This is a genomic window from Streptomyces sp. NPDC048461 (genome assembly GCF_055587105.1).
Window position 1 is genome coordinate 1 of sequence record NZ_JBVJGW010000004.1, and the last position, 26,500, is coordinate 26,500.

Consider the following 26,500-nt stretch of genomic DNA (forward strand, 5'->3'; position numbering starts at 1 on the left):
CCAGATGTGGAAGCCCGGTAACGGGTGAAGCTGACTGGTACTAATAGGCCGAGGGCTTGTCCTCAGTTGCTCGCGTCCACTGTGTTAGTTCTGAAATAACGAACAGCTGTGTTGTCATCCAGTGTTCAAATTTCATAGTGTTTCGGTGGTCATAGCGTTAGGGAAACGCCCGGTTACATTTCGAACCCGGAAGCTAAGCCTTTCAGCGCCGATGGTACTGCAGGGGGGACCCTGTGGGAGAGTAGGACGCCGCCGAACAATTATTGTGGGAAAGCCCCGCACCTTATGGTGCGGGGCTTTTCTGCGTTCCGGACCCATTCGGGCTTTCGGGAACAACCGCAGCGGGCTGGTCGTGCCGGGGGGTGAGGTTCAGGGGAGGTCGGCCTGGGGCCAGCGGGAGCGGGCTTGTTCGCGGCTGCGGCAGAAGGCGAGCAGCGGGAGGGCCTCGTCCGCGAGGAGATCCGGGAGCTGGGGGACGGGGGCCACGGCCGCCACGTCTTCCAGGATCAGGGAAAGTGGTGGGTCGAGCCGACCGCGGGATGACCGTGCGGCCATGCGGCGGCCGTGCTCGACCACGTGCGAGGCGAGTGCGGTGAGCAACGGCATCGCACCCGGGTGGGTACGGGGGTCTTCCAGCGGTTCGCCCACCACGTAGAGGCTGCCCCCTTCGCCGAGGAACGAAGCCAGGGTGAGGGAATCGGTTCGGTTCGGGGTGCAGGCCTCGCGGATGTGGATCGAGGCGAGGCAGGAGAGGGCACGGGCCGTCAGGTGCTGGGCCAGTTCCCGGCGTTCGGGGTGCGCGGTGAGGGCGCTTTCGAGTTCGCCGGCGGCGCCCGCCGTGGCGTGGGGGTGGGTGCGCAGGACGCGTACGGGTTCCTGGGCGTTGGTGCCCTGGGTCCAGCGCTGAAGGTGCTTGAAGGGGCGGTTGTCGAGGGCTGCCGCCTGGAGCCAGCTGCGGAGGAGCGTTTCGGCGGTGTCGGCGACCGCTGCGTCCATCCGGGCCTGGGGGCGGACCGGGGCCAGCAGGGCGGTCGCGCGGGCGGCGGCGGTGTCGCGGTCGGCGCAGCCCTCGGCGGGGTTCCAGTGCATGCGGGCCGGGGTGTCGCAGAGGTGCGAGGGGTCGTAGAGGAGGACCGGGCCGAGTTTGGCGCGGGCGTCCTTGGTCTCGGCCCAGAGGGCGGGGGACGAGGTCACGACGAGGGCGGCGCCCTCCGCTGCGGCGATGGCCTGGGCGGCGAGGTGGTGGCGCTCGGCGGGGCCGGCGTAGGTCAGCCGGCGCGGTGGGGTGGCCAGGGGCGCGGGGCCGGCGGGGGCGTAGCCGAAGCCGTAGCGGTAGGCCTCGTCCGCCGGGGGGCCGGTGCGGTCCTGCGTGCGGTCGGCGGGCGACGGCCGTACGGGACCGGCCCCGGCCGCCGCGAGCGGTGCGGCGGCGGTCACGGGCGCGTGCAGGGGAGCCGGCAGGTGGGGCGGGCCCTGCGGGGCGGGTACCGGGGTGCGTTCCGGGGCGGGGGCCGGCGGTACGGGTGCGTACGCGGCGGCCTTGGCCTCGGCGGGGGTGTCCGCGGCCGGGGCGGGGTCGTGCGCGGCCGGCTCGGGTGCGCGGGCGGCCTGGCGGGCGAGGGCGCGGCGGGACTTGGTGCGGGCGACCACGCCGATGACGAAGACGGCCACGACGAACATCACCAGCAGCTGGCTGACGAACAGCCCCCAGAACAGGCCCCAGCCCGGGAGGGCTCCGGCGGTGGTCTCCGGCCAGGCGCCGGCGACGTCGTGGGGCTCCGCTATCAGGGCGCGGATCGCGTCCGGGGTGCGGGTGAAGGTGACGCTGTCCGGCCAGGCGCCCTTGGCGAAGAGGGCGGCGAGGCCGGTGGCCGTCCAGACCAGGACGGCCAGGCCGAGGAGGAAGCCCAGGAGGCCGAGGAGCAGGCCGTCGGGGATGCCGCCGCGGCCGGGGGCGTCCGTACGTCGTGCGTCGGGCATGGTCAGGCCACCGTGGTCGCGGCGCCCGGGCCGCCGCGGCGGCGCTCGATGGACAGGGCCCGTTCCTCCGCCTCCAGTTCGGCGGCGAGCATGTCGTCGTGGAGGGGGGCGGGGGCGGAGGACTCGGTCATGGCGCGGTCGGTGTAGACGAGGGGGCGTTCGGCTTCGGTGATCAGGTGTTTGACCACCTGGACGTTGCCGTTGACGTCCCAGACCGCGATGCCGGGGGTCAGCGTGGGGATGATCTCGACGGCCCAGCGGGGCAGGCCGAGGACGAGGCCGGTGGCGCGGGCCTCGTCGGCCTTCTGGGCGTAGATGGTTCTGGTGGAGGCCATCTTGAGGATGGCGGCGGCTTCCCGGGCGGCCGCGCCGTCGACGACGTCGGAGAGGTGGTGGACGACGGCGACGAAGGACAGGCCGAGGCGGCGGCCGAACTTCAGGAGGCGCTGGAAGAGCTGGGCGACGAAGGGGCTGTTGATGATGTGCCAGGCCTCTTCGACGAGGAAGATGCGCTTCTTGCGGTCGGGCCGGATCCAGGTGTGCTCCAGCCAGACGCCGACGATCGCCATCAGGATGGGCATGGCGATGGAGTTGCGGTCGATGTGGGACAGGTCGAAGACGATGAGGGGCGCGTCGAGGTCGATGCCGACGGTGGTGGGGCCGTCGAACATGCCGCGCAGGTCGCCGTCGACGAGGCGGTCGATGACGAGGGCGACGTCGAGGCCCCAGGCCCGGACATCGTCTATGTCGACGTTCATCGCGAGGGCCGATTCGGGCTCCGGGTGGCGGAGCTGTTCGACGATGTCGGTGAGGACGGGCTGGCGGTCGCGGATGGTGTCGACGACGTAGGCGTGGGCGACCTTGAGGGCGAAGCCGGCGCGCTCGTCGAGGCCGTGGCCCATGGCGACTTCGATGATGGTGCGGAGCAGGGCGAGCTGCCCGGTCGTGGTGATGGCCGGGTCGAGCGGGTTGAGGCGGATGCCGTCGTCGTTCGCGGCGATCGGATCCAGGCGGATGGGGGTTATTCCCAGCTGCTGGGCGATCAGGTTCCACTCGCCGACGCCGTCTTCGCCCTGGGCGTCGAGGACGACGACCTGGCGGTCCTTGAAGCGGAGCTGGCGCAGGACGTACGTCTTCTCCAGGGCGGACTTGCCGTTGCCGGACTCGCCGAGGACCAGCCAGTGGGGGGCCGGGAGTTGCTGGCCGTACAGCTGGAAGGGGTCGTAGATGTAGCCCTTGCCGCTGTAGACCTCGCGGCCGATGATGACGCCGGAGTCGCCGAGGCCGGGGGCGGCGGTGGGCAGGTAGACGGCTTGCGCCTGCCCGGTGGAGGTGCGGACGGGCAGGCGCGTGGTTTCGACTTTGCCGAAGAGGAAGCTGGTGAAGGCGTCCGTCAGGGCGGACATGGGATCGCGCATGGGCGGCACTTCCTTCCGGCTAGCGTCGGATGCCGGTGGCGAACGGCAGGGTGTTGACGAAGGCGCGGTGGTGTTCGCGGTCGCACCACTCGAGCTTCAGGTAGGACTTGCCGGCGGAGGCGCGGATGGTGCGCTTGTCGCGGGCGAGGGCTTCCGGTGAACGCGAGGACACCGTGATGTACCCGACCAGGTTGACTCCCGCCGCACCGCTGGCGAGATCTTCACCCCTCTGGTCGAGCCGTCCGTGGGCGGCGATGTCGCGGGGGTCGACGGTGCGGTTCATCTTGGCGGCGCGGGAGGCGTCGGCCTCGTCGTTGGTCTTCTCGGTGAGCATCCGCTCGATGGCGATCTCGGTGGGTTCGAGGTCCATGGTGACGGCGACGGTGCGGATGACGTCGGGGGTGTGGACGAGGAGGGGGGCGAGGAAGTTGACGCCGACGGGCGTCATCGGCCATTCCTTCACCCAGGCGGTGGCGTGGCACCAGGGGGCGCGGGTGGAGGACTCGCGGGTCTTGGCCTGGAGGTAGGTGGGTTCGACCGCGTCGAGTTCGGCCGGCCAGGCGTTGCGCTTGGTCATGGCCTGGATGTGGTCGATGGGGTGGTCCGGGTCGTACATGGAGTGCACGAGGGAGGAGAGGCGGCCCTGGCCCAGCGGCTGGCGGACGCGGATGTCGGCTTCGGCGAGGCGGGCGCAGATGTCGGTGAGCTCGCGGGCCATGACGATGGCGAGGCCGGCGTCGCGGTCGAGCCTGCGGCCCTTGTGGGGGGTGGAGGCGCGGGCGATGGTGTGTGCCTCGGCGGAGAGTTCGCGCGTGTAGTGCATGCAGGCGACGAGGTACGCGCGGTGCTGCTCGGAGGAGGTGGACACCATCGACTGGAGCTGCTCGTAGGAGTCGCGGAGCCAGCCGGGGGCCTGGGTGTCGCCGCGCTGGGCGACGTCCTTGGCGTGGGCGTCGGGGTCGGCGGGGAGCGTACGGGCGAGCATCTGGAGGCGGGTGACGAAGCCGTCGCCGTTGGCCACGTGCTTGAGGAGGGTGCCGAAGCGGTCGACGAGCGCTTCCTGGTCCTCGCTGTCGCGCAGGCCGACGCCGGGGCCCTCGATCTCGATGGCGGCGGTGACGGTCCTGCGGTCGGCGTGGAGGAGTACGGCGATCTCGTCGGGGCCGAAGGGGGCGGCGAGCCAGTTGATGCGGCCGATGCCGGGCGGCGGGCCGACCTCGACCTCGCGGCCGTCGGCGCCGCGGAAGCCGGCTTCCATGGCGCCGGAGCGGTAGGCGGTGCCGCGGCGCAGGATGCGCTTGTAGCTGCGGCCGATCTCGAACCAGCGGTAGAAGGTGCGGCCCTTGTACGGGACGTACACGGCGGCGAGCGCGATCATGGGGAAGCCGGCGAGGCTGACGATGCGCAGGGTGAGGTCGGGGACGAGCAGTCCGCTCATCATGCCGAGGAACGCCCCCGCGATGATCAGGGCGATCTCGCCGGTCTCGCGGTTCTTTCCGACGATCGCGTTCGGCCGGGCCCGGCCGATGAGATACGTGCGGCGGGGTGCGACCGGGTGCATCTGGTGGGACTGGGTCGTCAACGCCCGTCACCTCCTGTGTTCCTCGTGCTCGAACTCGTGCTCGTGCGGGGCGGGGGTGCGGCGGAGGGGACAGATCCGCCGCCTGCTCCGCCGCCCGAGCCGCGGCTGCTGTGGGCGGCCACGCCTCCGGACATGGGGTTGGCGGGGCGGGGCGCGCTCTGGGAGCCGCCGCCTCCGCCGTCGCCGCGGTGGGCGCCGCGGCTGCTGTGGGTCTTGATGCCCTGCGAGACGAGGGAGGCCGGGGAGCTGATGACGGCGGCGGCCTGGGCGCCGTCGGTGGCCTTGCTGCGGCCCGCGCGGGCGGAGGCGATCTCGTCGCCGAAGCCGGGGACGAAGCGGTAGATCATCGCGGAGGCGAAGATCGCCAGCAGGATGATGGCGAGGCCGGTGACGACGGCGGAGAAGGCGTTGGGGCCCTTCTCGCCGGCCAGGGCGCCGGCCAGGCCGAGGACGATGACGATGACCGGCTTCACGAGGATGACGGCGATCATGATGCCGGCCCAGCGGCGGACGTGGCCCCAGAGGTTGCGGTCGACGAGGCCCGCGTAGACGACGACGCCGAGGAGGGCGCCGACGTAGAGGAGCGCGGCGCGGATGAACAGCTCGAGGTAGAGCACGCCGGCGGCGAGGACGGTGACGAGGGCGACGACGATCAGCATGATCGGGCCGCCGCCGATGTCGTCGCCCTTCTTGAGGGCTTCGGTGAAGGAGCCGAAGAAGACGTCGGTCTGGCCGCCGGTGGAGGCGGCGATGACCTCGGTGATGCCGTCGGTGGCGGAGACGATCGTGTAGAGGACGAGGGGGGTGAAGGCGGAGGCGAGGACGGTGAGCCAGAGGAAGCCGATGGCTTCGGAGATGGCGGTGGTGAGGGGGACGCCCCGGATGGCGCGCTTCGCGACGGCGAAGAGCCAGAGGACGAGGGTGAGGATGGTGGAGGCGGCGAAGACGACGGCGTACTGCTTGAGGAAGGCGTCGTTGGTGAAGTCGACTTCGGCGGTGCCCTTGACGGCTTCGCTGAGCTTGGTGACGATCCAGGCGGCGGCGTCGGCGCAGCCCTTGGCGAGGGAGGCGAGGGGGTTGAGGGCGTCGGCGGGATCGTTGGGTGCGAGGCCGGGGGAGGGGGCGCCGCCGGTGGAGCCGCGTTCGCAGTAGTCCTTGGCCGGGCCGCGGATCAGGTCGCAGGGGTTGTTGCTCGCCTGCGGCGTCGGGGTTGGCGTCGGGACAGGAGCGGCGGCCGCCCGAGTGGCGAGGAGCATGACGGTGACCTGCACGGCTGCCACGATTGCCGTGAGGGACGTCCGGCGACGGCTAGCGTGCATAGGTGAGCCCCCCGAACTGTGACACAGCGGCTGCCATCTCCTCCGCCGTGGCGGCGGCCTGGTCACGACCCACTGGAGCGGGGCCGTCCTTCTGCGTGAAGTCGGCGACCCGCCAGTCTCCGTTCAGCCACCTGAGCTCGAACGTGTTCGTGTACCAGCTCTCCGAGACCGGGTTCTTCGAACCTTCGCCTGCGAGTCCGAAGAGAGCCGAGTACCAGACGGAGATGCTGGCGGAGTCCCCGCTGAACTTCTCGACCTTCGTCCCCACAGGGTTCATACGCGAGATGAAGGTCAGACCCTTGGGAGCCTTGCCGGCGGCATCGAGGCCGATCCGGGCGAGGAAGTCCTGGTCTGCGTAGAGCTTGTCGAGGTCGCTCTGGCGGGCGGCGGCGATATCGGGCAGGTAGACAGCCTGCACGAGCGCACGTCTACGGGCTCCGTCGAACATGGCGTCGGAGCCGAGGGCGACCGCGTAGTTGGCGGCTGCCGACTGGGCGCCCTGTTCGTCGTGGGCGAAGCCGCGGGGGATGCCCGAGGACGTGTCCGTGACCGGCTTGGTGCCCGTGGCCGCCGTGGAGTTGGTGGACGGGGACTTGTCCGAGGTCTCGGAGGTGGGGGTGTCCGGGGACTGGTTCGCGAACGCGATCGCCGCGATCAGGAGGACCACCACGCCGACCACCGTGATCAGGCTGCGGGAGGCGCGGGGGGTGCGGCGGGTGGGGCCGTACGCGTCCGTCGGGGAGTCGGGGAGGCGGGTTCGGGTCTGGCCCGTGCCGCCGACCTCGCCGTAGCCGCCGCCGTACTGGTCGTCGTTGCTCATTCCGTGTCGGCCCCCTCCGCGTCGTACGACGGTAGCGCTGGTTCCCGCGTAGGTGCGGTGTGGTGAGTCCTCATCAGGTACGGCCGCGGCGGCGGCCCCGCTAGACGGCCATTCCGTAGACGATCGTGAAGAGGGTGCCGAGGGAGCCGATGATGAAGACGCCCGTGAGGCCGGCCACGATCAGGCCCTTGCCCTGTTCCGCGCTGAACGTGTCGCGGAGGGCGGTCGCGCCGATGCGCTGCTTGGCCGCGCCCCAGATGGCGATGCCGAGGCAGAGGAGGATCGCGACGGCCATGACCACTTCGATCATGATCTTCGCCTCGTTGCCGAGGCTGCCGAAAGGGCCCCAGTTCGGTGCGATTCCGCCGATGATGGTGGTGATGTCGCCTTTTTCGGCTGCCAGGATCATGCAACTCACCGCCCCTGTATGGGTAGTTCCGGTAGCCCGTGCCCGACGGCATGGGTCACGCACTATCTTCGCTGATGAAACTGGCGCCGTCGTCGACTTGGCGGCTCTCTTTACCCGATCTCCCGGCCCGCGCACCGCCCGCGCGCTCTGACCTGGGCGGGGGCGGTGTGTATGCGAAAGAACGTATGGTCACTCTGTGTATCACGGTGGGTGACGTCGGGCAATGATTGTCGTCTCGGCGTACGGGGGGCGGGCCGAGGGGCCGCCGTTCGGCGCAGTGGCGGCGCGTGTCGTTGGGCCGACCCGCTGACATATGTCCGACATTCCGTCAGTCATTCGATCCGCACGCGGGATTGCGCGCGATGCTCCACGTCGATCGGTACGGCGACGTTAGGAGTGGACGGATGGGTTCCGCAATCAGGGCGGGTCGGCGTGCGTGGCTGGCCGGCGGTCTCGCGATGCCGCTGGCACTCGCGCTCACGGGTGTCTCGGCCCAGGCCGTGGCCGCCGCACCGGGGGTGGGCGGGGCTGCGGGGGCCGCGGCCGTCGCCGCGTGCGCCAAGGGCGGTTCCGGGTACGACGGGGACCGCGCGGCCTGCACCGGTCCCAAGGGGCCCAAGGGCGACCGGGGTCCGGCGGGTCCCAGGGGGCCGAAGGGCGACCGGGGTCCGGCCGGTCAGCCGGGCCAGCCCGGGCCGTGCGCGGACATCGACACCGTCGGGGTGCCGGGCTCGCCGTCCGGCGCCGAGTACAGCGGGGTGGTGAGCCGGGGGAAGGTGTACGTCGGCTACCGCTTCGCGGCGAACCGCGGTTACGTCTGGCGGGACCTGAGCCGCGCCGTGACGCCGGGGCAGCCGCGGGACGCCTGTGGCGTGTCGGTGAAGCTGGCGGGCGAGCGGGTGTACGTGAAGGTGCTCACCGTCAGGGGCGACCTGTACGAGAACTCCTGCGCCACGGCGGGGCTCGACTGCAGCCAGGGCTGGGCCGCGGTGATCCGTCCGGCCTGAGCCGGTGGCGAGGGCGTCGTGACCGGGCGGTCGGGCCGGTCGCGGCGCCCTCGTGTGCGTCGTGCCGGAGGGGCGCGTGCCTACGCGGAGTCATCGGGGCGGGCGGGGCGCCGGCGGCCGGGCGCGGTCCGCGGGTGCGCCGGTGGTCGGGGGGCGTGCGGGTGCGTGAGGGGCGCATGCATGTCCGGTGGACGCCCGTGCGAGTCCCGGGGCGTTGTCAGTGGGGTCCGGCAGGCTGGGGACATGACGACTCCGTGGACCCTTGCCGATATCGAGGCGGCCATCCGGTCGGGATGGTCGGCCGAGACCTGCTCGCCCGACGACGTGGAGCGGGCGCCGTGGACGGCGGACAACCCGGCCTGGGGTCATTGCGACATCACGGCCCTGCTCATCCAGGACGTGGTCGGCGGCGAGCTGCTGGTCGGCGAGGTCTGGCACGGCGGGGAGCGGCAGGGGTACCACTGCTGGAACGTGTTGCCCGGGGGAATACCCGTCGACCTGACCCGGGAGCAGTTCCGGCGCGGGCAGACGGTGACGCCGGGGCGGCCGATGGGGAAGAGGCCCGCGGGGCGGCTGCCGAGGCGCTGGGAGGAGTACCAGCTGCTGCGGCGGCGGGTCATCGACACGTTGGGCCCGCTGCCGGGGGTGGTCGGGACGGCGGACGGCCGACGGCTCGCCTACACGGACTTCGGCGGGGAGGGCGCGCCGCTGCTCGCGCTGCACGGGCACTTCCAGGACCGGCGGACCTTCGGGCGGCTGGCCCGCGAGGTGGGTCCGGGGTGGCGGGTGATCGCCCTCGACCAGCGGGGGCACGGGGAGTCGGACCGCGCCGGGGACTACACGGGCGAGGGGTACGTGGCGGACGCCGCGGCCGTCCTGGAGCACCTGGGGCTGGGGCCGGCGGTGGTACTGGGGCATGCGCTGGGCGGGGTCACGGCGTACCGGCTCGCGGCGCGGCGGCCGGACCTCGTACGGGCGGTGGTGGTCGAGGACATCGGGGCGGTGGTCGACGACGACGTGTCGTTCGCGCGGGACTGGCCGAGGCGGGCCCGCACGCGGGCCGGGTTCCTGGCGGCGGTGGGGAGCGCGGCGCCGCACCTGGAGGGGTACGTGCGGGAGTACCCGGACGGGTGGGGGACCGGGCCCGAGGTGGAGGACGTGGTGGAGTCGCAGCGGGGGCTGAACGGCGACCACTGGGCGGACTGGCTGGCGGTCCGGCGGCCGACGCTGCTGGTGCGGGGGGACCGGAGCGGGGTGCTGTCGGCGGAGCACGCGCGGGAGATGACGGTGCGGAGGGCGGGGGTGCGGCTCGTGGAGCTGCCGGCCGGGCACGCGGTGCACGCGGGGGATCCGGAGGGGTTCGTCGCTGCCGTGCGGGGGTTTTTGGCGCGGGTGTGAGGTGTCCCGGCCGGTCGGGAGGTGTGGCGGGGGTGCGAGGTTCTGCCCCGGGCCCCGCGCCTCAATCGCCGGCGGGGCTGGAGGGACCGGGCGGGGCTGGCGGGCGGGTGGGCCGGTGGGCGCGGGGGTGTGCCGGGGTGGGCCGGGCCATGCCGTGCAGGGGTGTGGGGCGGGCCGGGGGCGGGGGGGGGGGGGGGGGGGGGGGCCGCCGGGGGGGCGCGGGGGGGGGCCGGGGGGGGGGGGGGGGGGGGGGGGGGGGGGGGGGGGGGGGGGGGGGGGGGGGGGGGGCCGGGCCCTGGCGGGGGGGGGGGGGGGGGGGGGCGGGGGGCGCGGGGCTCCGCCCCGGACCCCGCGCCTCAAACGCCGGCGGGGCTGAAGGGGGCCCGGTGGGCTGAGACGCCCGGTGGGGAGGGGGGACCGGCGAGCTGGAGGGGGCTCGGGGGGTGGAGGGGGGCCAACCGGGGCTGGAGATAGCCGGTGGGCTGGAGGGGCGGGGTGGCTGGGCGGTGCTGGAGGGGCTAGGGGTGGCTGGGCGGTGCTGGAGGGGCTGGAGGTAGCTCGGAGGGCTGGAGGGGCCAGCAGGGCTAGCGGGGCTGGAGGTGGCTCGGCGGGGCTGGAGGGGCCGGCAGAGCTGGAGGGGCCAGCGGGGTCAGTGGGGCTGAAGGGAGCTCGGCTGGGCTGGAGGTAGCTCGGCGGGGCCTCAGGGGCCGACAGGGCTAGGCCGTCTCTTTCGGATCTTGCCGGGCCCGCGACGCCTGGCACCGCGCCCGGCCGCACTGCCAGGGCAACCGAGTACGTCCAGTACACGGGCGCCCCGACAGCACGACCAGGCACGGCGCCAGACGCCGCGGGCTCGGCCGACAAGATCCGAAAGAGACGGCCTAGTGGGGCTGGAGAGAGCCTGGCTGGGGTGGGGGTTTCCGGTGGGGTGGGGTGATCGTGGTGGGTGCGCGTGGGGGTGGGTTAGGGCCAGTGGGTGGGGTGGGTGAGGGGGTGGGGGATGCGGGTGGAGCGGTTGCCGCGGGCCGCGTTCAGCTGGGGCTGGGTGAGGAAGAGCGCGTCGCGGAGGTCCGCCCCCCGGAGGTCCGCGTCGCGGAGGTCGGCGCCGATCAGGTCCGCCGAGCGGAGGTCGGCGCGGCTGAGGTCGGCGGCGATCAGGTAGGCGCCGCGGAGGTTCGCGCCGCGCAGGTTCGTGCCGGAGAGCCGGGCACCCATCAGGTCGGCGCCGCGGTGGTTCTTCGTGCGGCCCGGCACCTTCGCCCGTACGAGCTCGCTGGCCTTCAGCAGCAGCGCGCCGACCTCCTGGCGCAGGGCGCCCACGTCCAGGTCCGTGAGGGCGTCGGCGTCGGCGCGGGTCCACCGCTCGGTGTCGGCGAGGGCGCGGCTCAGACCGGGGTGGACCGGAGCGGCCGCCGGGAGGGCCAGGGCCTCGGCGACGTAGGAGAGCAGCTCGTGGAGCTGCCGCATCACGGGGAAGACCTCGTACATCTGACGGGCGGTGCCGGGGTGGGCGCGCCAGTCGCGGCCCCCGAAGGTGACCTGGGAGACCTGCTGGCCCGCACCGAAGCAGTCGAAGACCGTGCAGCCGCGGTACCCGGAGTCGCGCAGCCGGGTGTGGATGCCGCAGCGGAAGTCCTGGCCGAGGTTCTTGCAGGGGCTGCCCGCGGGCTTGTTCGCGGCGAAGTCGCTGGACTTGGCGAAGGGGAGGGCGACGCAGCAGAGGGCGAAGCAGTTCGCGCAGTCGGCCTGCAGGAGCGGCAGGGCCGGCAGGGCCGGGAGGTCCGGGTGATCGGTGGAGCGCGGGGCGGGTGGTGTCGGCACGTCGTCCATTGTCACCTTCCGGGCCGGGCGAGCCGCATCTCGTGTGCCGACCAGCGGACGCCGTCCACCTCCACGACGTCCTCGTCCACCCGCTCGGTCCGGAAGCCGAGCCGTTCGTACACGCGCAGGGCCGCCGTGTTGTGGGCCCAGACGCCGAGGCCGAGCTCCGGCACGCCGTCCGGCTCGCCGAAGGCCCGCTCGACGACCAGGGACACCATCGCGGCGCCGAGTCCCCGGCCGCGGGCCGCGGGGGCGATCAGGATCCGGCCGAGGCGGGTGCCCGCCAGGGAGGCGTGTCCGACGGGCTGCCCGTCGCGGGACAGGGCCGTCCAGGTACGGCGGCCGGGCTCGGCGGCGTAGGCGGTGAGCTGTCCGTCGTCGAGGGGCCAGGAGAAGGCGGGGCCGGCCCAGGTCATCAGCTCGGCGGGAGTGGTCACCCAGGAGCGGAGCAGCGCGGTGTCGGCGGCGGGCCGGAACGGGCGCAGGGAGAGCGGGGAGAGGGGAAGCCCTGACGGCTGCGGGGGTTGTGGGGGTTGTGGGGGCACTCGGCAAGTATCCCGGGGGCCGGCGGGGGTTGATCGGCGGAGGGGGGACGGTGAGCATCCTCCCCATGACAGAAGTGATCGCAGTCGCCGTCATCACCGTGCTCGCGGTGATCAGTCCCGGCGCGGATTTCGCCATGGTGGTCCGCAACAGCTACCTCTACGGGCGGCCCACGGGCCTGTTCGCGGCCGCCGGGGTGGCGGCCGGCGTACTGGTGCACGTCTCGTACACGATGCTCGGGGTCGGTCTGCTGATCGCCTCCTCCACCGCGCTGTTCACCGCGATCAAGCTGGCGGGTGCGGCCTACCTGGTGTGGATCGGGATCCGGACCTTCCGGGCGCCCGCCGAGCTGACCGTCGACCTGGAGTCGGCGTCCGGGCTGACCCGGGCCGGGGCGCTGCGGTCCGGGTTCCTGACGAACGTGCTCAACCCGAAGACCACGCTGTTCGTCGTGTCGACGTTCACGCAGGTGGTCGGCCCGGGCACGCCCGTGTGGCAGCAGGCGGGGTACGGGCTGTTCATGTCGGTGGCGCACCTGGGCTGGTTCGGGGCGGTGGCGCTGTTCTTCTCGGACGCGCGGCTGCGCGACCGGATGCTGAGGGCGCAGAAGGCGTTGAACCGGGCGATCGGCTCGGTGCTCGTGGGGCTGGGGGTGGGCTTGGGGTTCGCCCGCTGAGCCGGGGCGGGCTGGGGGCTGGCCTGGGGCGGGCGCCGGGGCGCCGGGGCGCGGGGGCTGGTGCCCGGAGTTACCTCTCGGTAGCGTGCGCGGCATGAGTGCTGGCGTGAGTGCTGCCGAGGGGTTCTTCGAGCGGGTCGGCGCGGGGCGGTTCCTGGCCACGGAGTACACGCGCGGGCCGTGGGACCCGGGTGCGCAGCACGCGGGGCCGCCCGCCGCGCTGCTGGGGCGGGTCGTCGAGGAGCGGCCGGGTGCCCGGGAGGACATGCGGATCGCCCGGATCACGTACGAGATCCTGCGGCCGGTGCCGATCGGTGCGCTGGAGGTGACCACGAGCGTGTTGCGGGCGGGCCGGAGCACGGAGGTGGTGGAGGCGGCGCTCGTCCCGGCGGGCGCGTCGCAGCCGGTGATGCTGGCGCGGGCGCTGCGGATCAGGGTGGCGCCGGAGTCGGTGCCGGCCGTCGTCCCGGGGCCGGAGCTGCCGTCGCCGGGGGAGGCGGCGGTGACGCCGTTCTTCCCGGTGCCGTGGGAGACGGGCTACCACTCGGCGATGGAGACCCGGTTCACCGAGGGCGCGTTCGTCGAGCGCGGGCCGGGCACCTGCTGGATGCGGATGCGGGTGCCGCTCGTCGCGGGGGAGGACGTCGGGCCGCTGGACCGGGTGCTGATCGCCGCCGACTCGGGCAACGGCATCAGCGCGGAACTGGACTTCGCGCGGTACGTCTTCGTCAACGGCGACCTCACGGTCCACCTGCACCGGCATCCGGTGGGCGAGTGGGCGTGCGTGGAGGCCCGCACGAGCGTGGACGCGGCCGGGATCGGGCTCGCGGACGCGCGGCTGCACGACGAGAAGGGGCCGATCGGACGGAGCGCGCAGAGCCTGTTCGTCGCGCCGAGGTAATCCCCAACACCCTTGCCGTGCAAGGGAGATCGTACGTATGGCAGGCTCGGGCAGATGGAGCCGCTGACGCAGGCCGATCCCGGGCGGATCGGGGGGCACGTGCTGGTGGCCCGGCTGGGGGCCGGGGGGATGGGGCAGGTGTACCTCGGGCGGTCGCCCGGGGGCCGGCTCGTCGCGGTCAAGGTGGTGCGCGGGGAGATCGTCGGGGATCCGGAGGCGCTGGCCAGGTTCCGGCGCGAGGTGGAGACGGTACGGGCCGTGCGGTCGGCGTACACCGCGGGCCTGATCGACGCCTCGCTGGAGGAGGCGCCGTACTGGCTGGCCACCGAGTACGTGGCCGGGCCGACGCTGGCCGAGGCGGTGCGCGGGCGGGGGCCGCTCGGCGCCGGGACCTGCCGGGGGCTGGCGGCGGCGCTGGCGGAGGGGCTGGCGAGCGTGCACGCGTACGGGGTGACGCACCGGGACCTCAAGCCGCAGAACGTCATCCTGGGCGCGCAGGGACCGCAGCTGATCGACTTCGGGATCGCGCGGGGCGTCGGGTCGACGGCGCTGACGCAGGCCGGGCAGGCGCCGGGGACGCCGGGGTACACGGCGCCGGAGGTGCTGCTGGGGGCGGTGGCCGGGGCCGCGGCGGACGTGTTCGCGCTGGGCGCGACGCTGGCGTACGCGGCGACGGGACGGCCGCCGTACGGGGCCGGGGCGGCGGCCGGCATCGGGTACCGGACGGTGCACGAGCCGGTGGACGTGGCGGGGGTGGAGCCGGGGCTGGCGGCGCTGATCGAGTCCTGCGTGGCGAAGGACCCCGCGGGGCGGCCGGGGCCGGCGGAGGTGATCCGGCGCTGCGGGGTGCGGGGCGCGCTGGTGGAGGACCCGGGGTACGGGGCCGCCGCGTCGGCGCCCCGCCCGGGCGGTTCGGCCGACGGGGCGACCAGGGTCTGGGCACCGGGGACCGGGCCGGGGCCGGTGGGGCTGCCGGGGCTGTCGGGGTTGTCGGGTGGCGCCGTGCCACGGGAGCCCGGGGCTTCGCGTGAGGCGGGCGGCGCGTGCGCGGCCGCCGGGACATCGGCCGGGGCGCCGACCCGCCGGGGCGCCGCACCGGAGCGCGGCGCCGCCGACGGTGGCACGGGGCCGCGGGGGTCCGAGGCGCCGGAGGACACCGGCGCCGACCTGTCCGCCGTGGAGGGGGCCCGCCCCCGCCCGGACGCACGGACGGGGCATGAGGCGGCCGCCGGGGCGGCAGGGCGGGAGCGCGAGGCCCGTGGCGGGGCCGCGCGGGGCGCGGGCGAGGGGTTCGGTGACGCCGGGACCGGTACCCCGGCCGGGGCGGCGGCCCGTCGGGCCTCTGCGCCGGTACGGGACGCAGCCGCCCCGGGATCGGCGCCGGGCCGTGGAGCGCGGGGTGGGGCCACTTCGCCGGAACGCGAGGGCGAGCGGGACCCCGGTGCGGGGGCGCCGGCCGAGGCGCCGACCCGGCGGGGAGCTCGGCCGGGGCGGGCCGCGGGCGGGGGGACGGCAGAGCGGGAGCGCGAGGCGGCTGGTGGGCATGCCGCGCCTGCGGAGCGCGGCGCGGCCGTCGGGGCACCCGGGCTGGAGCGCGGAGCGGCCCCCGGAGCACCCGGGCCGGAGGACGGCGTGGCTTCCGCCGCACCCGGGCCGGAACGTGGAGCGGAGGGTGAGGCTGCTTCGCCACCGGACCCTGAGCTGGGCGCGGCCCTCGGGGCACCCGGGCCGGAGGACGGCGTGGCCTTCGGAGCGCCCGGACCGGAGCGCGGAGCGGAGGGCGGGGCCGCGTCGGCGCCGGGCCCTGAACGGGGCGCGGGCGTCGGGGCACCCGAGCCGGAGGACGGCGTGGCCGTCGGCGCACCCGGGCAGGAACGTGGAGCGGAGGGTGGGGCCGCGTCGGCGCCGGACCCTGAGCTGGGAGCGGTCCCCGGAGCACCCCGGCCGGAGGACGGTGTGGCCCTCAGGGCACCCCAGCCGGAGGGTGGGGTCGGTGCGGCGCCCGGGCCGGAGCGTGGCGTCCGGGGTGGGGCCGTAGAGGCCGTGGGGGCTGAGGGCCGAGCGGGGGTTTCGGGGCTCGCCGGGGAGACCCGGGTCGGTGGGCTGCGGCGCGGGCGGTGGGGGCGGCGGGCGGTCGTGGCGGTGCTCCTCGTCGGGGCGGGGGCCGGCGGGTTCTGGGCCGTGGGGCGGGCGGGCGGGTGGACGCCCGGCGCCCGGGCGTCCGAGTCCGGGGCTCCGGCCGGCGGCGCCCCCGCCGGCAGCGCCCCCGCCGGCAGCGCCCCCACCGCCGGGGCCACCAGCACCCCCGCCGCCGGGGCCCCCAGCGCCCCCAATCCCGGGGGCGGCAACGGGGCCGGGAGCGGGGCCAGTGGGCGCAAGGCCGTCGACTATCGCTGGAAGCTGTCCTCCGACCCGCTCATGGCGGAGTACGGCGCCGGGGAGTGCACGCGGCCCGCGGAGGGGCAGCCCCCCGGCGGCGGGATCGAGACGCAGACCGTGAGCTCCCGGCGGGGCGGGGTGCCCAGTGCCACGGCGACGGTGCGGATGCGGCCCAAGCCGGCGGCCGGCGGGGATGGCGGGGCCGAGCGGCCGCGTCCGTATCCGGTCAGGGTGGCCGTGCGGCCGCCCGGTGCCCAACCGCCCGCCGACGGGAGCCCGGCGGGGTTCCTGAGCGCTCCCGTGGACCTGTACGGCAGCTGGGACTCCGGTGACTACGTGGAGTTGACCTACCCGGACGACTTCCCGGGAGCCGTTCCGCTCGCCGGGGACCGGGGGGACTGGACGGTGGTCTTCTATCGCGTCGAGGATGGGACGGGGAAGACGGCGGAGAACCCGGGGAAGACGGAGAAGGCGCAGCGCTACGAGGGCATTTCCTGCTCGGGATTCAACGTGGCCCGGTGAGCACCGGCAGCCGGAAACCGCGCTCGACGGCGGGCGTTCCGGCTCGGGCGGGGTGCCGGACGCGTGGTTCCAAGTGGGCTAGTCCGATAGGCGACACGGTCAAATCACGTCGGAAAGCGGCAAGGATGGGGGAGGGTTGACGGGTGCGCAAATTCTGGATGGCGAGTGGGATCGGGTTGGGGCTCTGCCTGAGCTTCGTCGTGCTGCTCGTCGTGGGCACGTATTCCGCCGCGGCCGGTCTCGCGGGGGCGGGCTCGGGCGGTCGTGCGGTGGGGCTGGTCAAGGGGGCCGTGCCGGGGAAGTACCAGGCGCTGGTGGAGAAGTGGGGCAACCTCTGCCCCGCCATCAACCCGGCGCTGCTCGCCGCGCAGCTCTACTCCGAGAGCGGCTGGAACCCCAGCGCGGTCAGCCCGGCGGACGCGCGCGGCATCGCGCAGTTCATCCCGGGAACCTGGGCGGGCCACGGCATCGACGGGGACGGGGACGGGGACCGCGACATCTGGGACCCGAGCGACGCGATCCCCTCGGCGGCCTCGTACGACTGCGAACTCGCCAAGGACGTGGCCCGGGTGCCGGGTGACGCGACGTCGAACATGCTCGCCGCCTACAACGCGGGCGCGTACGCGGTGATCAAGTACGGCGGGGTCCCCCCGTACCGCGAGACGCAGGGCTACGTGAAGACGATCACGACCCTGGCCAAGAGCTTCGCCCGGCCCGTCGGCCGCGTCGCCCCCTCCCAACAGGCCGCCGGTGCCATCTACTTCGCGCAGAAGCAGCTCGGCACGCCGTACCTGTGGGGCGGCAACGGGACGCCCGACCAGAACGGCCGGTTCGACTGTTCTGGGCTGACGAAGGCCGCGTACGAGACCGTGGGGATCGAGCTGCCGCGCGTGGCGAACGACCAGTACAACGCCGGTCCGCACCCCTCGCGGGCCGAACTCCTTCCCGGTGACCTGGTGTTCTTCTCCGATGATCTGACGAATTCCCGTGAGATCCGCCACGTCGGGCTCTACGTGGGCGGCGGATACATGATCAACGCCCCGTTCACCGGGGCCGTGATCCGCTTCGACAAGATCGACACCCCCGACTACTTCGGCGCGACGCGCGTGACGAAGGATGGTGCGCAGGCCCTTCCGGAGCGCGCCGCCGCGAGCGGGGCGCCCGGCAACTCTCCGTGAGGCCCAGGCCCTGAGCTGCGACGATGAGTCACTCTTCGATAACGTTGGGGTGATCATTCGGTGGAGAGTGGAACGTAGTTGTCAGAACGGGCGTTCCATGGGCACGGGGGCTGATCGACCGGGGGGCGAACGGGTGCGCACAGGGGCGCGCCCACAGGGGAACCCGCCGCAACAGCAAGGGGCCGCGTCGCCATGGCTGGACTCACGACCGGTGGGCCGAATGTGGATGTCAGCCTGCTGTACCAGATCAACTCCCTGGCCCGGCAGGCCCCGGGCTGGTGCGACCGGGCGGTGAGCCTCGCCGGCGAGTACGGGATCCCGCTGGCCCTGGTGCTGCTGGTCCTGTGGTGCTGGCGCGGAGCGCGCCGGCAGGACGAGGCCGCGGCCGCCGAGTCGTTCGCCGCGCTCGTCTGGGCTCCGCTGGCCGCCGGGCTGGCACTCCTCGTGAACGCGCCGCTGCGCGAATTCGTCGGGCGGCCGCGGCCGTTCCGGCAGCACGAGGGCCTGCAGGTCCTCGACCCCGGCCCGGGGACGGGCCTCGCGACCGGACTGGCCAGGACGGACTTCTCCTTCGTCAGCGACCACGCCACCCTTGCCATGGCCCTGGGCGTCGGGCTGTTCGTGGCCCACCGGAAGATCGGGCTCCTCGGGATCGGCCTCGCCCTCGTGGAGGGCTTCTGCCGCGTGTACACGGGCGTCCACTACCCGACCGACGTCATCGGCGGGTTCGCGCTCGGCACCGCCGTCGTCCTGGTGCTCGCGCCGCCGGCGCTGGCGCTGCTGACGCCGGTGGTGGCGGCGGTGAACCGCTCCGTGCGCGTCGGGTGGCTCGTACGGTCCAAGCTGCGCGCGGTGCCGCTGGCGGTCGATCTGACGCAGGCCCAGACCCCGCCGGCGGGACCGCGCCCGCACGAGAGCGACCTCGCCGCCTGACCGGTACGTGACGCCGGACGTCGCCCGGGCCGCGCGCGCAGCCGCAGCCCTCGTACGGATACGGGCACACCGGCACCGGCGCGGGTACGGCCAGGCCGTGTCGTTCGGACCCGGGCCCGCCATGATCCGAACGACACGGCCTACGGGATCACGCGTGGGCGAACGTGTCCCACGCGCTCAGCAGCACGGCCGCCACCAGGCACAGCGCGGCCGCCCCGAAGCAGACGCGCACCGCCGTGGGCCGCGGCCGGGGCCTCACGGGTCGCCGTTCTCGCCGCGGCGCCCGGAGGCGTCTCCGTCGCGGCGGTAGCGGGAGCGCAGCCACAGCCCGGTGGCCACCGCCGCGGCGGTGGTGAGCCCGACCGCCAGGGCCACGTCCCCGGGGCCGTCCGCGGTCCCCACGGGCCGCGCCCAGGCCGTGGCGGCGGGCGCGGAGACGAGGAGCAGGGCCCAGAGGAGGGCCGCGAGGCGGGCTGCGGGACCTGGCATGAGTCAAGGGCATACGGTCCGGCCCGCACCGGCCAGCCGGGCCGTCCGAACGGGCGACACGCCCGGGGACGGGGCACGCCGCCCGGCCGTGCGGCCGGACGCGGTGCCGGGCGTCGCGGGCCCGGCACGATCCGGGACGGCCTACCCCGCCGTGTGGCGGGTGGCGTCCTTGCGGGCCAGGTCACGGGAGCGGCGGGCCGGCCCGCGCCAGCCGCAGGTGCAGACGGCCAGGCAGAACGAGCCGCGTTCGGTGGTGGAGGTGGTGTGTCCGGCGGCCGGATCCGGCGACCGGAGGTGCTGCGGGGGCCCGGGGGACGCGGTGGGCGCCGGCTGGGTCCGGGGGAGGGGTACGGAGGCAAGCGGAGGGACCGGGGTCGCTTCGGTGTGCGGTTCCACGCCTCCACGGTACCCGCGGCGGCCGCGGCCCGGGGACACGCGCGGGCCGTGACGGGAAACCCCGGACCTCGTTAACCGGAGCGGGTGGGGGCCTCGGGCAAACAGCGGTCATGCGTTGGGGGTTGGCAGGCGATGGTGGTGCACCAGCACAGGCGGCGGCGCGGACGCGCGGGTGAGGCGCTGCTCGCGGCCGGCGTCTCGCTGGCGGTCGTGGTGACGGGCGGGTGCGGGGGTCCCGCCCGCGGCAGCGACGACGGGCCGCCCGCGGACCCGGGGGCCGTGGTCCGCGGAGCGGCCGACGTGCTGACGAGGTCCGGCAGCGCCCGGGCCCGTACGGCCATGGAGATGGCCACCGGCGGCACCCGGGTCACGATCCGCGGCGAGGGCGGGGTCGACTTCAAGAACCGGATGGGCCAGCTGCTGGTCATGCTCCCGGCCGACGTGAAGGGCAAGGCGGACCACCGGCCGATCACCGAGCTGCTGGTGCCGGGCGCGCTCTACATGAAGAACCGGGGGGCGGGGGTGCCCGCCGACAAGTGGGTGCGGGTCGACACCACCACGCTCGCCGACGGGAACCTGGTGACCGGCGGGGCCACCGATCCGCTGGTCGCGGCGGAGCTGCTGCGGGGCGCGCGGGAGGTGACGTACGTCGGGGAGACCGAGGTGGCGGGCACCCGCGTGCGGCACTACCGGGGGACCACGGACATCGCCCGGGCGGCCGGGAGCGCGTCGCCGGGGGTGCGGGGGGCGCTGGAGGCGGCGGCGAAAGGGTTCAGCAAGGACGCGGTGCCGTTCGACGCGTACCTGGACGCCGAGGGGCGGTTGCGCAAGGTCCGCCACCGGTTCACGTACGTCAACAATGGCGTGATCGATGTCTCGTCGACGACGCTCCTGTACGGGTTCGGCACGCCGGTGACCGTCGTATTGCCCCCGAGCGGGGACATTTACGCCGGGAAGATCGCCGAATAGCCGGGTGGGCGGGTTCGGGACGGCGCGTTCGGGCCATGCCGGGTATCCGGAAATGGTCCATCCGTGTCATGCGGGGGGAGGCGGGGGCTCCCTAGGCTGGGAGGGCGGCCGCCCGGCGAGCCTGTGAGCCGTGGGTCGTGAGCCGTGAGGCGTGAGTGAGACCGATGAGTGGTGAGTTGTGACTGATGGTCTATGTCCGTATGGCGGAAGATCGGGGTGACGTGCGTGACTCCCGCAGGCTGTAAGACGGTGCAGGACCACGTGGCGCTCGCCGAGATCGAACTGTGCGGTGAGCTGATCATCGCGGCGTCGGCGGCCGTCGAGGAACGGTTGAGCCAGGACCGCATCGACGAGGTGCTCATGGGGATCGGTCTCTAGCCGTACCCCGACGCGAGGCGCCGGCGCGCGCGGCCACCTGCTGCGCCCGGGCCGCCCGGGCTCCGCCCCGGACCCCGGACCTCGAACGCCGCGCCTCGAACGCCGGCGAGGCCGGCTGCGGCCCCGCCGGTCCGCGTCGCTCGGGCCGGACGAGGCGCCGCGGCTCGGGCTCCGGGCCGGTCAGGTGCGCAGGAGACGGGCGATGGCCTTCGTGGCTTCCTCGACCTTGGCGTCGATCTCCGCGCCGCCCTTGACCGCCGCGTCGGCGACGCAGTGGCGCAGGTGCTCCTCCAGCAGCTGGAGGGCGAAGGACTGCAGGGCCTTCGTGCTCGCGGATACCTGGGTGAGTATGTCGATGCAGTAGACGTCCTCGTCGACGAGGCGCTGGAGGCCGCGGATCTGGCCCTCGATCCGGCGCAGCCGCTTGAGGTGCTCGTCCTTCTGGTGGTGGTAGCCGTGGACGGCGCCGCCTTCGTGCGGCGGGGCGGAGGAAGCGGCGGTGCCGGATCCGGGGGTGCCGGATCCGGCTCCCGGGCCCTCCGTCTCGATGGTCGTCATGCGTCCTCCCGTGGTCCTGACCTGAGGGATGCATACCCCTCATGGGTATAAGGTACCGGGCCTCCGTCGCGGAAACAGGGGTCCGTGGTCCTCACTCTGCCTGATGGAGGACACTGGGGAACGGCCGGTTAGCCGTGGCCGGGGGATGCGCCTAGCATCAGCCTGACCGAATCCAATGCACCCCGAGGACCTCACGTGCGATTTCGTCTGACCCCCAGGGAGACGAGCTTCTACGACATGTTCGCCGCATCCGCGGACAACATCGTCACGGGCTCGAAGCTCCTGATGGAACTGCTCGGAGCGGACTCATCCGCCCGGGTCGAGATCGCGGAGCGGATGCGGGCTGCGGAGCACGCGGGGGACGATGCCACCCACGCGATCTTCCACCAGCTGAACTCCTCCTTCATCACGCCGTTCGACCGCGAGGACATCTACAACCTCGCGTCGTGCCTCGACGACATCATGGACTTCATGGAAGAGGCGGTCGACCTGGTCGTCCTCTACAACGTGGAGGAACTGCCCAAGGGCGTCGAGCAGCAGATCGAGGTACTGGCGCGCGCGGCGGAGCTCACCGCCGAGGCCATGCCGCACCTGCGGACGATGGACAACCTGACCGAGTACTGGATCGAGGTCAACCGCCTCGAGAACCAGGCCGACCAGATCCACCGCAAGCTGCTCGCCCAGCTCTTCAACGGCAAGTACGACGCCATGGAGGTGCTGAAGCTCAAGCAGATCGTCGACGTGCTCGAAGAGGCGGCCGACGCGTTCGAGCACGTTGCGAACACGGTGGAGACCATCGCGGTCAAGGAGTCCTGAACCTCGTGGACACCTTCGCCCTGATCGTGACCATCGGTGTCGCGCTCGGCTTCACGTACACCAACGGTTTCCACGACTCCGCGAACGCGATCGCCACCTCGGTCTCGACCCGCGCGCTGACGCCGCGGGCCGCGCTCGCGATGGCGGCCGTGATGAACCTCGCCGGTGCCTTCATGGGCAGCGGGGTCGCCAAGACGGTCAGCGAGGGTCTGATCGAGACGCCCCACGGGAACCGGGGCATGTGGATCCTGTTCGCGGCGCTGGTCGGCGCGATCGTGTGGAACCTGATCACCTGGTACTTCGGCCTTCCCTCGTCGTCCTCGCACGCGCTGTTCGGCGGCATGGTCGGTGCGGCCCTCGCGGGCGGCACCGAGGTCATCTGGTCGGGCGTGGTCGACAAGGTCGTCATCCCGATGTTCGTCTCACCGGTGGTCGGCCTGGTCGTCGGCTACCTGGTGATGGTGGCCATCCTGTGGATGTTCCGCCGGGCCAACCCGCACAAGGCCAAGCGCGGATTCCGCATCGCGCAGACCGTCTCCGCGGCCGGCATGGCGCTGGGCCACGGCCTCCAGGACGCGCAGAAGACGATGGGCATCGTGATGATGGCCCTGGTCATCGCCGATGTGCAGGGAGCCGGCGACGCCATCCCGATCTGGGTCAAGATCGCGTGTGCCGTGATGCTGTCGCTGGGTACGTACGCCGGTGGCTGGCGCATCATGCGCACCCTCGGCCGCAAGATCATCGAGCTGGACCCGCCGCAGGGCTTCGCGGCGGAGACCACCGGCGCCTCGATCATGTTCGGCTCGGCGTTCCTCTTCCACGCGCCGATCTCCACCACCCACGTCATCACCTCGGCGATCATGGGTGTCGGCGCGACCAAGCGGATCAACGCGGTCCGCTGGGGCGTCGCGAAGAACATCATCCTGGGCTGGTTCATCACCATGCCGGCGGCGGCCCTGGTCGCCGCGGTCAGCTTCTGGATCGTGAACCTGGCCTTCGTGTCCTAGGCCGTCCACGAAAGTGGGCCGGCTCCCCCCACCCAGGGGGAGCCGGCCCTTTTTCTTTCGCCTCGCGGTGGCACCGCCATGCAGCACCGCGGGACGTTCACGCCCAACCCGGTCTAGCCGAAGCGGCCCGAGATGTAGTCCTCGGTCGCCTGCACGGAGGGGTTGGAGAAGATGCGGTCGGTGTCGTCGAGCTCGACGAGCTTTCCGGGCTGGCCGACCGCCGAGAGGTTGAAGAACGCGGTGCGGTCCGAGACGCGGGCCGCCTGCTGCATGTTGTGCGTCACGATGACGATCGTGAAGCGCTCCTTGAGCTCGCCGATCAGGTCCTCGATGGCGAGGGTGGAGATCGGGTCGAGCGCCGAGCAGGGCTCGTCCATCAGCAGGACCTGGGGCTCGACCGCGATGGCGCGGGCGATGCACAGGCGCTGCTGCTGACCGCCGGAGAGGCCGGAGCCGGGCTTGTTCAGGCGGTCCTTGACCTCGTTCCAGAGGTTGGCGCCCTTGAGGGACTTCTCGACGATGTCGGACAGCTCGGACTTCTTGAAGCTGCCGTTCAGCCGCAGGCCCGCCGCCACGTTGTCGAATATCGACATGGTGGGGAAGGGGTTCGGGCGCTGGAAGACCATGCCGACGGTGCGGCGGACCGCGACCGGGTCGACGCCGGCCCCGTACAGGTTCTCGTCGTCCAGGAGGACCTTGCCCTCGACGCGGCCGCCGGGGGTGACCTCGTGCATGCGGTTGAGGGTGCGCAGGAAGGTGGACTTGCCGCAGCCGGAGGGGCCGATGAAGGCGGTCACCGAGCGGGGTTCCACGGTCATCGAGATGTCGTCGATGGCCTTGTGGCCGCCGTAGAAGGCGGAGAGGCCGCTGACGTCGATTCGCTTGGCCATGAGGGGTCACTTCGCTTTCGGAGAGTCGCGTCAGCGACCGGTCTTCGGGGCCTTCCAGCGGGCGATGCCGCGAGCCACCAGGTTCAGGATCATGACGAAGGCGATCAGGACGAGCGCTGCGGCCCATGCCCGGTCGTAGGAGGCTTCACTGCCGACCTTGTACTGCTCCCAGATGTAGAGCGGGAGCGAGGACTGGGCGCCTTCGAAGGGGTTGTTGTTGATCAGCTGGGTGCCGAAGACCAGCAGCATGATCGGCGCGGTCTCGCCGGCGATGCGGGCGACGGCCAGCATCACACCGGTGGCGATGCCGCCGATGGCCGTGGGGAGCACGACCTTGAGGATCATGCGCCACTTCGGTACGCCGAGGGCGAGGGCGGCCTCGCGCAGCTCGTTGGGGACGAGCTTGAGCATCTCCTCGGTGGAGCGGACCACGACCGGCATCATCAGGATCGACAGGGCCATCGCACCGGCGAAGCCGGAGGGGCCGAAGCCGAGCATCAGGTTCCAGGTCGTCAGGATGAACAGGCCCGCGACGATCGAGGGGATGCCCGTCATGACGTCGACGAAGAAGGTGACGGCCTTGGCCAGTCCGCCGCGGCCGTACTCGACCAGGTAGACGGCGGTCAGCAGGCCGATCGGCGCGGCGATCAGCGTCGCGAGGGCGACCTGCTCCAGGGTGCCGAGGAGCGCGTGGTAGACGCCGCCGCCCTCTTCGAAGCTGGTCACGCCGTTCATGGAGTGGCCGAGGAAGTCTCCGTCGAGCACCTTGACGCCGCGGCTGATGGTGGTCCACATCAGGGAGAGCAGCGGGATGACGGCGAGGACGAAGCAGACCCACACGAGGGAGGTCGCGACGCGGTCCTTGGCCTGGCGGCGGTTCTCGACGACCGCGCTGGCGGTGTACGTGATCACGACGAACAGCAGGGCAGCGATCAGGCCCCACTGGATCTTGCTGTCGAGGCCGACGACGAGGCCGGTGCCGCAGCCGAGGGCGACCGCGAGGACGGCGATGCCGGCCGGGGCCCAGCGGGGCAGGCCGCCCCGGGTGAGGCTGCTGGGGGCGACGGACTTCGGGGCCCGGACGGGCCGCTGGTCCTGGAGTGCGTGGCTCATCAGGCGTTCGCCCCCGAGAATTCCTTGCGACGGGCGATGATCAGGCGCGCCGCGCCGTTGACCAGAAGGGTGAGCAGGAAGAGGACCAGGCCGGAGGCGATCAGCGCGTCGCGGCCGAACTCGTTGGCCTCGTCGAACTTCGCGGCGATGTTCTGCGCGAAGGTGCCGCCGCCCGGGTCCAGGACGTGGAACGAGATCAGGAAGCTCGGGGAGAGGACGGTCGCCACGGCCATGGTCTCGCCGAGCGCGCGGCCGAGGCCGAGCATCGAGGCGGAGATGACGCCGGAGCGGCCGAAGGGCAGCACCGACATCCGGATGACCTCCCAGCGGGTCGCGCCGAGGGCCAGGGCGGCCTCCTCGTTCATGCGCGGGACCTGGAGGAAGACCTCGCGGCTGACGCTGGTCACGATCGGCAGGATCATGATCGCGAGCAGGATGCCGACGGTGAACAGGGAGCGGGCGACGCTGACCTGCGTGCGCTCGAAGACGTACGTCCAGCCCAGGTACTCGTCCAGCCAGAGGTTCAGGCCGTTCAGCTGCGGGACGAGGAAGAGGGCGCCCCAGATGCCGTAGATGATCGAGGGCACGGCGGCCAGCAGGTCGACCACGTAGGCGAGGGGTGCGGCCAGCTTGCGCGGCGCGTAGTGCGAGATGAAGAGGGCGATGCCGACGGCGATCGGAACCGCGATGACCATCGCGATGATCGAGCTGACGACGGTGCCGAAGAGCAGGACGGCTATGCCGAAGACGGGCGGGTCGGCCGACGCGTTCCAGTCGAAGGTGGTGAGGAAGTTCCCCTCGTTCTCCGACAGGGCGAGGACGGCGCGGTAGGTGAGGAAGGCGGCGATCGACGCCATGATCACCAGGAGCAGGATGCCGGAGCCCTTGGAGAGCGCCGCGAAGATCTTGTCACCGGCGCGGCCGGTGGACCTCTCGCTCCTGGAGACGGGCGGAGCCGTGTCTGTCTGGACGGGTGTGGTGGAAGCCATGGTCTTTCC

25 protein-coding genes and 1 rRNA gene are annotated in these 26,500 nt (G+C 73.0%); 12 read left to right on the forward strand and 14 right to left on the reverse strand.

The window, feature by feature from the left end:
• The first annotated feature begins 141 nt into the window (after nt 1-141).
• Nucleotides 142-258: ribosomal RNA gene (gene rrf, locus ACZ6S8_RS08125) — 5S ribosomal RNA — on the forward strand.
• A gap of 111 nt (nt 259-369) precedes the next feature.
• Here rrf and ACZ6S8_RS08130 read toward each other — a convergent pair.
• From ACZ6S8_RS08130 to ACZ6S8_RS08155, 6 genes are all read right to left on the reverse strand, one after another.
• Complete coding sequence (locus ACZ6S8_RS08130; protein WP_469453611.1) at nt 370-1,980, reverse strand: type VI secretion protein; 1,611 nt, start codon at nt 1,978-1,980, stop codon at nt 370-372.
• Between the two features lie 2 nt (nt 1,981-1,982).
• Nucleotides 1,983-3,398: an ATP-binding protein gene (locus ACZ6S8_RS08135; protein ID WP_469453612.1), complete on the reverse strand. Its 1,416-nt coding sequence runs from the start codon at nt 3,396-3,398 to the stop codon at nt 1,983-1,985.
• Nucleotides 3,399-3,417: 19 nt separating this feature from the next.
• A complete protein-coding gene (locus tag ACZ6S8_RS08140) occupies nt 3,418-4,980 on the reverse strand; it encodes an SCO6880 family protein (RefSeq protein WP_469453614.1) in 1,563 nt (520 codons plus the stop codon).
• Entirely contained in the window at nt 4,977-6,299 is a 1,323-nt protein-coding gene (locus ACZ6S8_RS08145; protein ID WP_469453615.1) for a hypothetical protein, read from the reverse strand. Before ACZ6S8_RS08145 ends, ACZ6S8_RS08140 begins: the two co-directional genes overlap by 4 nt.
• Nucleotides 6,289-7,119, reverse strand: a complete 831-nt coding sequence (locus tag ACZ6S8_RS08150; protein ID WP_469453616.1) for a DUF8175 domain-containg protein — start codon at nt 7,117-7,119, stop codon at nt 6,289-6,291. Before ACZ6S8_RS08150 ends, ACZ6S8_RS08145 begins: the two co-directional genes overlap by 11 nt.
• A gap of 100 nt (nt 7,120-7,219) precedes the next feature.
• Complete coding sequence (locus tag ACZ6S8_RS08155) at nt 7,220-7,528, reverse strand: hypothetical protein (RefSeq protein WP_031145169.1); 309 nt, start codon at nt 7,526-7,528, stop codon at nt 7,220-7,222.
• A gap of 404 nt (nt 7,529-7,932) precedes the next feature.
• On the opposite strand from ACZ6S8_RS08155, the gene ACZ6S8_RS08160 reads away from it, so the two are divergent.
• Complete coding sequence (locus ACZ6S8_RS08160; RefSeq protein ID WP_469453618.1) at nt 7,933-8,535, forward strand: hypothetical protein; 603 nt, start codon at nt 7,933-7,935, stop codon at nt 8,533-8,535.
• Nucleotides 8,536-8,778: 243 nt separating this feature from the next.
• Nucleotides 8,779-9,933, forward strand: coding sequence for an alpha/beta fold hydrolase (locus ACZ6S8_RS08165; protein ID WP_469453619.1), 1,155 nt, complete (start codon nt 8,779-8,781; stop codon nt 9,931-9,933).
• A gap of 963 nt (nt 9,934-10,896) precedes the next feature.
• On the opposite strand, the gene ACZ6S8_RS08170 is transcribed toward ACZ6S8_RS08165, so the two are convergent.
• A complete protein-coding gene (locus ACZ6S8_RS08170; protein ID WP_469453620.1) occupies nt 10,897-11,763 on the reverse strand; it encodes a pentapeptide repeat-containing protein in 867 nt (288 codons plus the stop codon).
• 2 nt (nt 11,764-11,765) lie between these two features.
• Complete coding sequence (locus tag ACZ6S8_RS08175) at nt 11,766-12,299, reverse strand: GNAT family N-acetyltransferase (RefSeq protein ID WP_469453621.1); 534 nt, start codon at nt 12,297-12,299, stop codon at nt 11,766-11,768.
• Between the two features lie 65 nt (nt 12,300-12,364).
• On the opposite strand from ACZ6S8_RS08175, the gene ACZ6S8_RS08180 reads away from it, so the two are divergent.
• The 5 genes from ACZ6S8_RS08180 (at nt 12,365) to ACZ6S8_RS08200 (ending at nt 18,886) form a co-directional block, all read left to right on the forward strand.
• Complete coding sequence (locus tag ACZ6S8_RS08180; protein ID WP_469453623.1) at nt 12,365-12,973, forward strand: LysE family transporter; 609 nt, start codon at nt 12,365-12,367, stop codon at nt 12,971-12,973.
• A gap of 94 nt (nt 12,974-13,067) precedes the next feature.
• Entirely contained in the window at nt 13,068-13,874 is an 807-nt protein-coding gene (locus ACZ6S8_RS08185; RefSeq protein WP_469453624.1) for a thioesterase family protein, read from the forward strand.
• Nucleotides 13,875-13,928: 54 nt separating this feature from the next.
• Complete coding sequence (locus ACZ6S8_RS08190; protein WP_469453626.1) at nt 13,929-16,775, forward strand: serine/threonine-protein kinase; 2,847 nt, start codon at nt 13,929-13,931, stop codon at nt 16,773-16,775.
• 158 nt (nt 16,776-16,933) lie between these two features.
• Entirely contained in the window at nt 16,934-17,953 is a 1,020-nt protein-coding gene (locus ACZ6S8_RS08195; protein WP_469454305.1) for a C40 family peptidase, read from the forward strand.
• A 192-nt stretch (nt 17,954-18,145) separates the two neighbouring features.
• Nucleotides 18,146-18,886, forward strand: a complete 741-nt coding sequence (locus ACZ6S8_RS08200) for a phosphatase PAP2 family protein (protein ID WP_469453627.1) — start codon at nt 18,146-18,148, stop codon at nt 18,884-18,886.
• A gap of 255 nt (nt 18,887-19,141) precedes the next feature.
• On the opposite strand, the gene ACZ6S8_RS08205 is transcribed toward ACZ6S8_RS08200, so the two are convergent.
• Nucleotides 19,142-19,375 (reverse strand): hypothetical protein, encoded by a 234-nt coding sequence (locus tag ACZ6S8_RS08205; RefSeq protein ID WP_469453629.1) that lies wholly within the window; start codon nt 19,373-19,375, stop codon nt 19,142-19,144.
• A gap of 141 nt (nt 19,376-19,516) precedes the next feature.
• Nucleotides 19,517-19,771: a hypothetical protein gene (locus ACZ6S8_RS08210; RefSeq protein ID WP_469453630.1), complete on the reverse strand. Its 255-nt coding sequence runs from the start codon at nt 19,769-19,771 to the stop codon at nt 19,517-19,519.
• A 132-nt stretch (nt 19,772-19,903) separates the two neighbouring features.
• Here ACZ6S8_RS08210 and ACZ6S8_RS08215 point away from each other — a divergent pair, with 132 nt between their 5' ends.
• Together ACZ6S8_RS08215 and ACZ6S8_RS08220 are read left to right on the forward strand one after the other, a co-directional pair.
• Nucleotides 19,904-20,740 (forward strand): SCO4651 family lipoprotein, encoded by an 837-nt coding sequence (locus tag ACZ6S8_RS08215; RefSeq protein ID WP_469453632.1) that lies wholly within the window; start codon nt 19,904-19,906, stop codon nt 20,738-20,740.
• Nucleotides 20,741-20,932: 192 nt separating this feature from the next.
• Nucleotides 20,933-21,118 (forward strand): hypothetical protein, encoded by a 186-nt coding sequence (locus ACZ6S8_RS08220; RefSeq protein ID WP_386528054.1) that lies wholly within the window; start codon nt 20,933-20,935, stop codon nt 21,116-21,118.
• Between the two features lie 180 nt (nt 21,119-21,298).
• Here the strand turns inward: ACZ6S8_RS08220 and ACZ6S8_RS08225 are convergent, their stop codons facing one another.
• Complete coding sequence (locus ACZ6S8_RS08225; protein WP_469453634.1) at nt 21,299-21,676, reverse strand: metal-sensitive transcriptional regulator; 378 nt, start codon at nt 21,674-21,676, stop codon at nt 21,299-21,301.
• Nucleotides 21,677-21,871: 195 nt separating this feature from the next.
• Here ACZ6S8_RS08225 and ACZ6S8_RS08230 point away from each other — a divergent pair, with 195 nt between their 5' ends.
• Complete coding sequence (locus ACZ6S8_RS08230; protein WP_267724386.1) at nt 21,872-22,492, forward strand: DUF47 domain-containing protein; 621 nt, start codon at nt 21,872-21,874, stop codon at nt 22,490-22,492.
• 5 nt (nt 22,493-22,497) lie between these two features.
• Entirely contained in the window at nt 22,498-23,499 is a 1,002-nt protein-coding gene (locus ACZ6S8_RS08235) for an inorganic phosphate transporter (protein WP_469453636.1), read from the forward strand.
• A gap of 113 nt (nt 23,500-23,612) precedes the next feature.
• Here ACZ6S8_RS08235 and pstB read toward each other — a convergent pair whose 3' ends face one another.
• Genes pstB through pstC form a run of 3 tightly spaced genes read right to left on the reverse strand, consistent with a single transcriptional unit; the run spans nt 23,613 to nt 26,491 of the window.
• Nucleotides 23,613-24,389 carry a phosphate ABC transporter ATP-binding protein PstB gene (gene pstB / locus ACZ6S8_RS08240; protein ID WP_469453638.1) on the reverse strand — a complete coding sequence of 259 codons (777 nt, stop codon included), beginning with the start codon at nt 24,387-24,389 and terminating at the stop codon, nt 23,613-23,615.
• A 30-nt stretch (nt 24,390-24,419) separates the two neighbouring features.
• Entirely contained in the window at nt 24,420-25,502 is a 1,083-nt protein-coding gene (gene pstA / locus ACZ6S8_RS08245) for a phosphate ABC transporter permease PstA (protein ID WP_469453639.1), read from the reverse strand.
• The gene (gene pstC / locus ACZ6S8_RS08250) at nt 25,502-26,491 is read right to left on the reverse strand and encodes a phosphate ABC transporter permease subunit PstC (RefSeq protein ID WP_469453641.1); all 990 of its coding nucleotides are present in this window, start codon (nt 26,489-26,491) and stop codon (nt 25,502-25,504) included. The genes pstA and pstC overlap by 1 nt, the downstream gene beginning before the upstream one ends.
• Nucleotides 26,492-26,500: the final 9 nt, after the last annotated feature.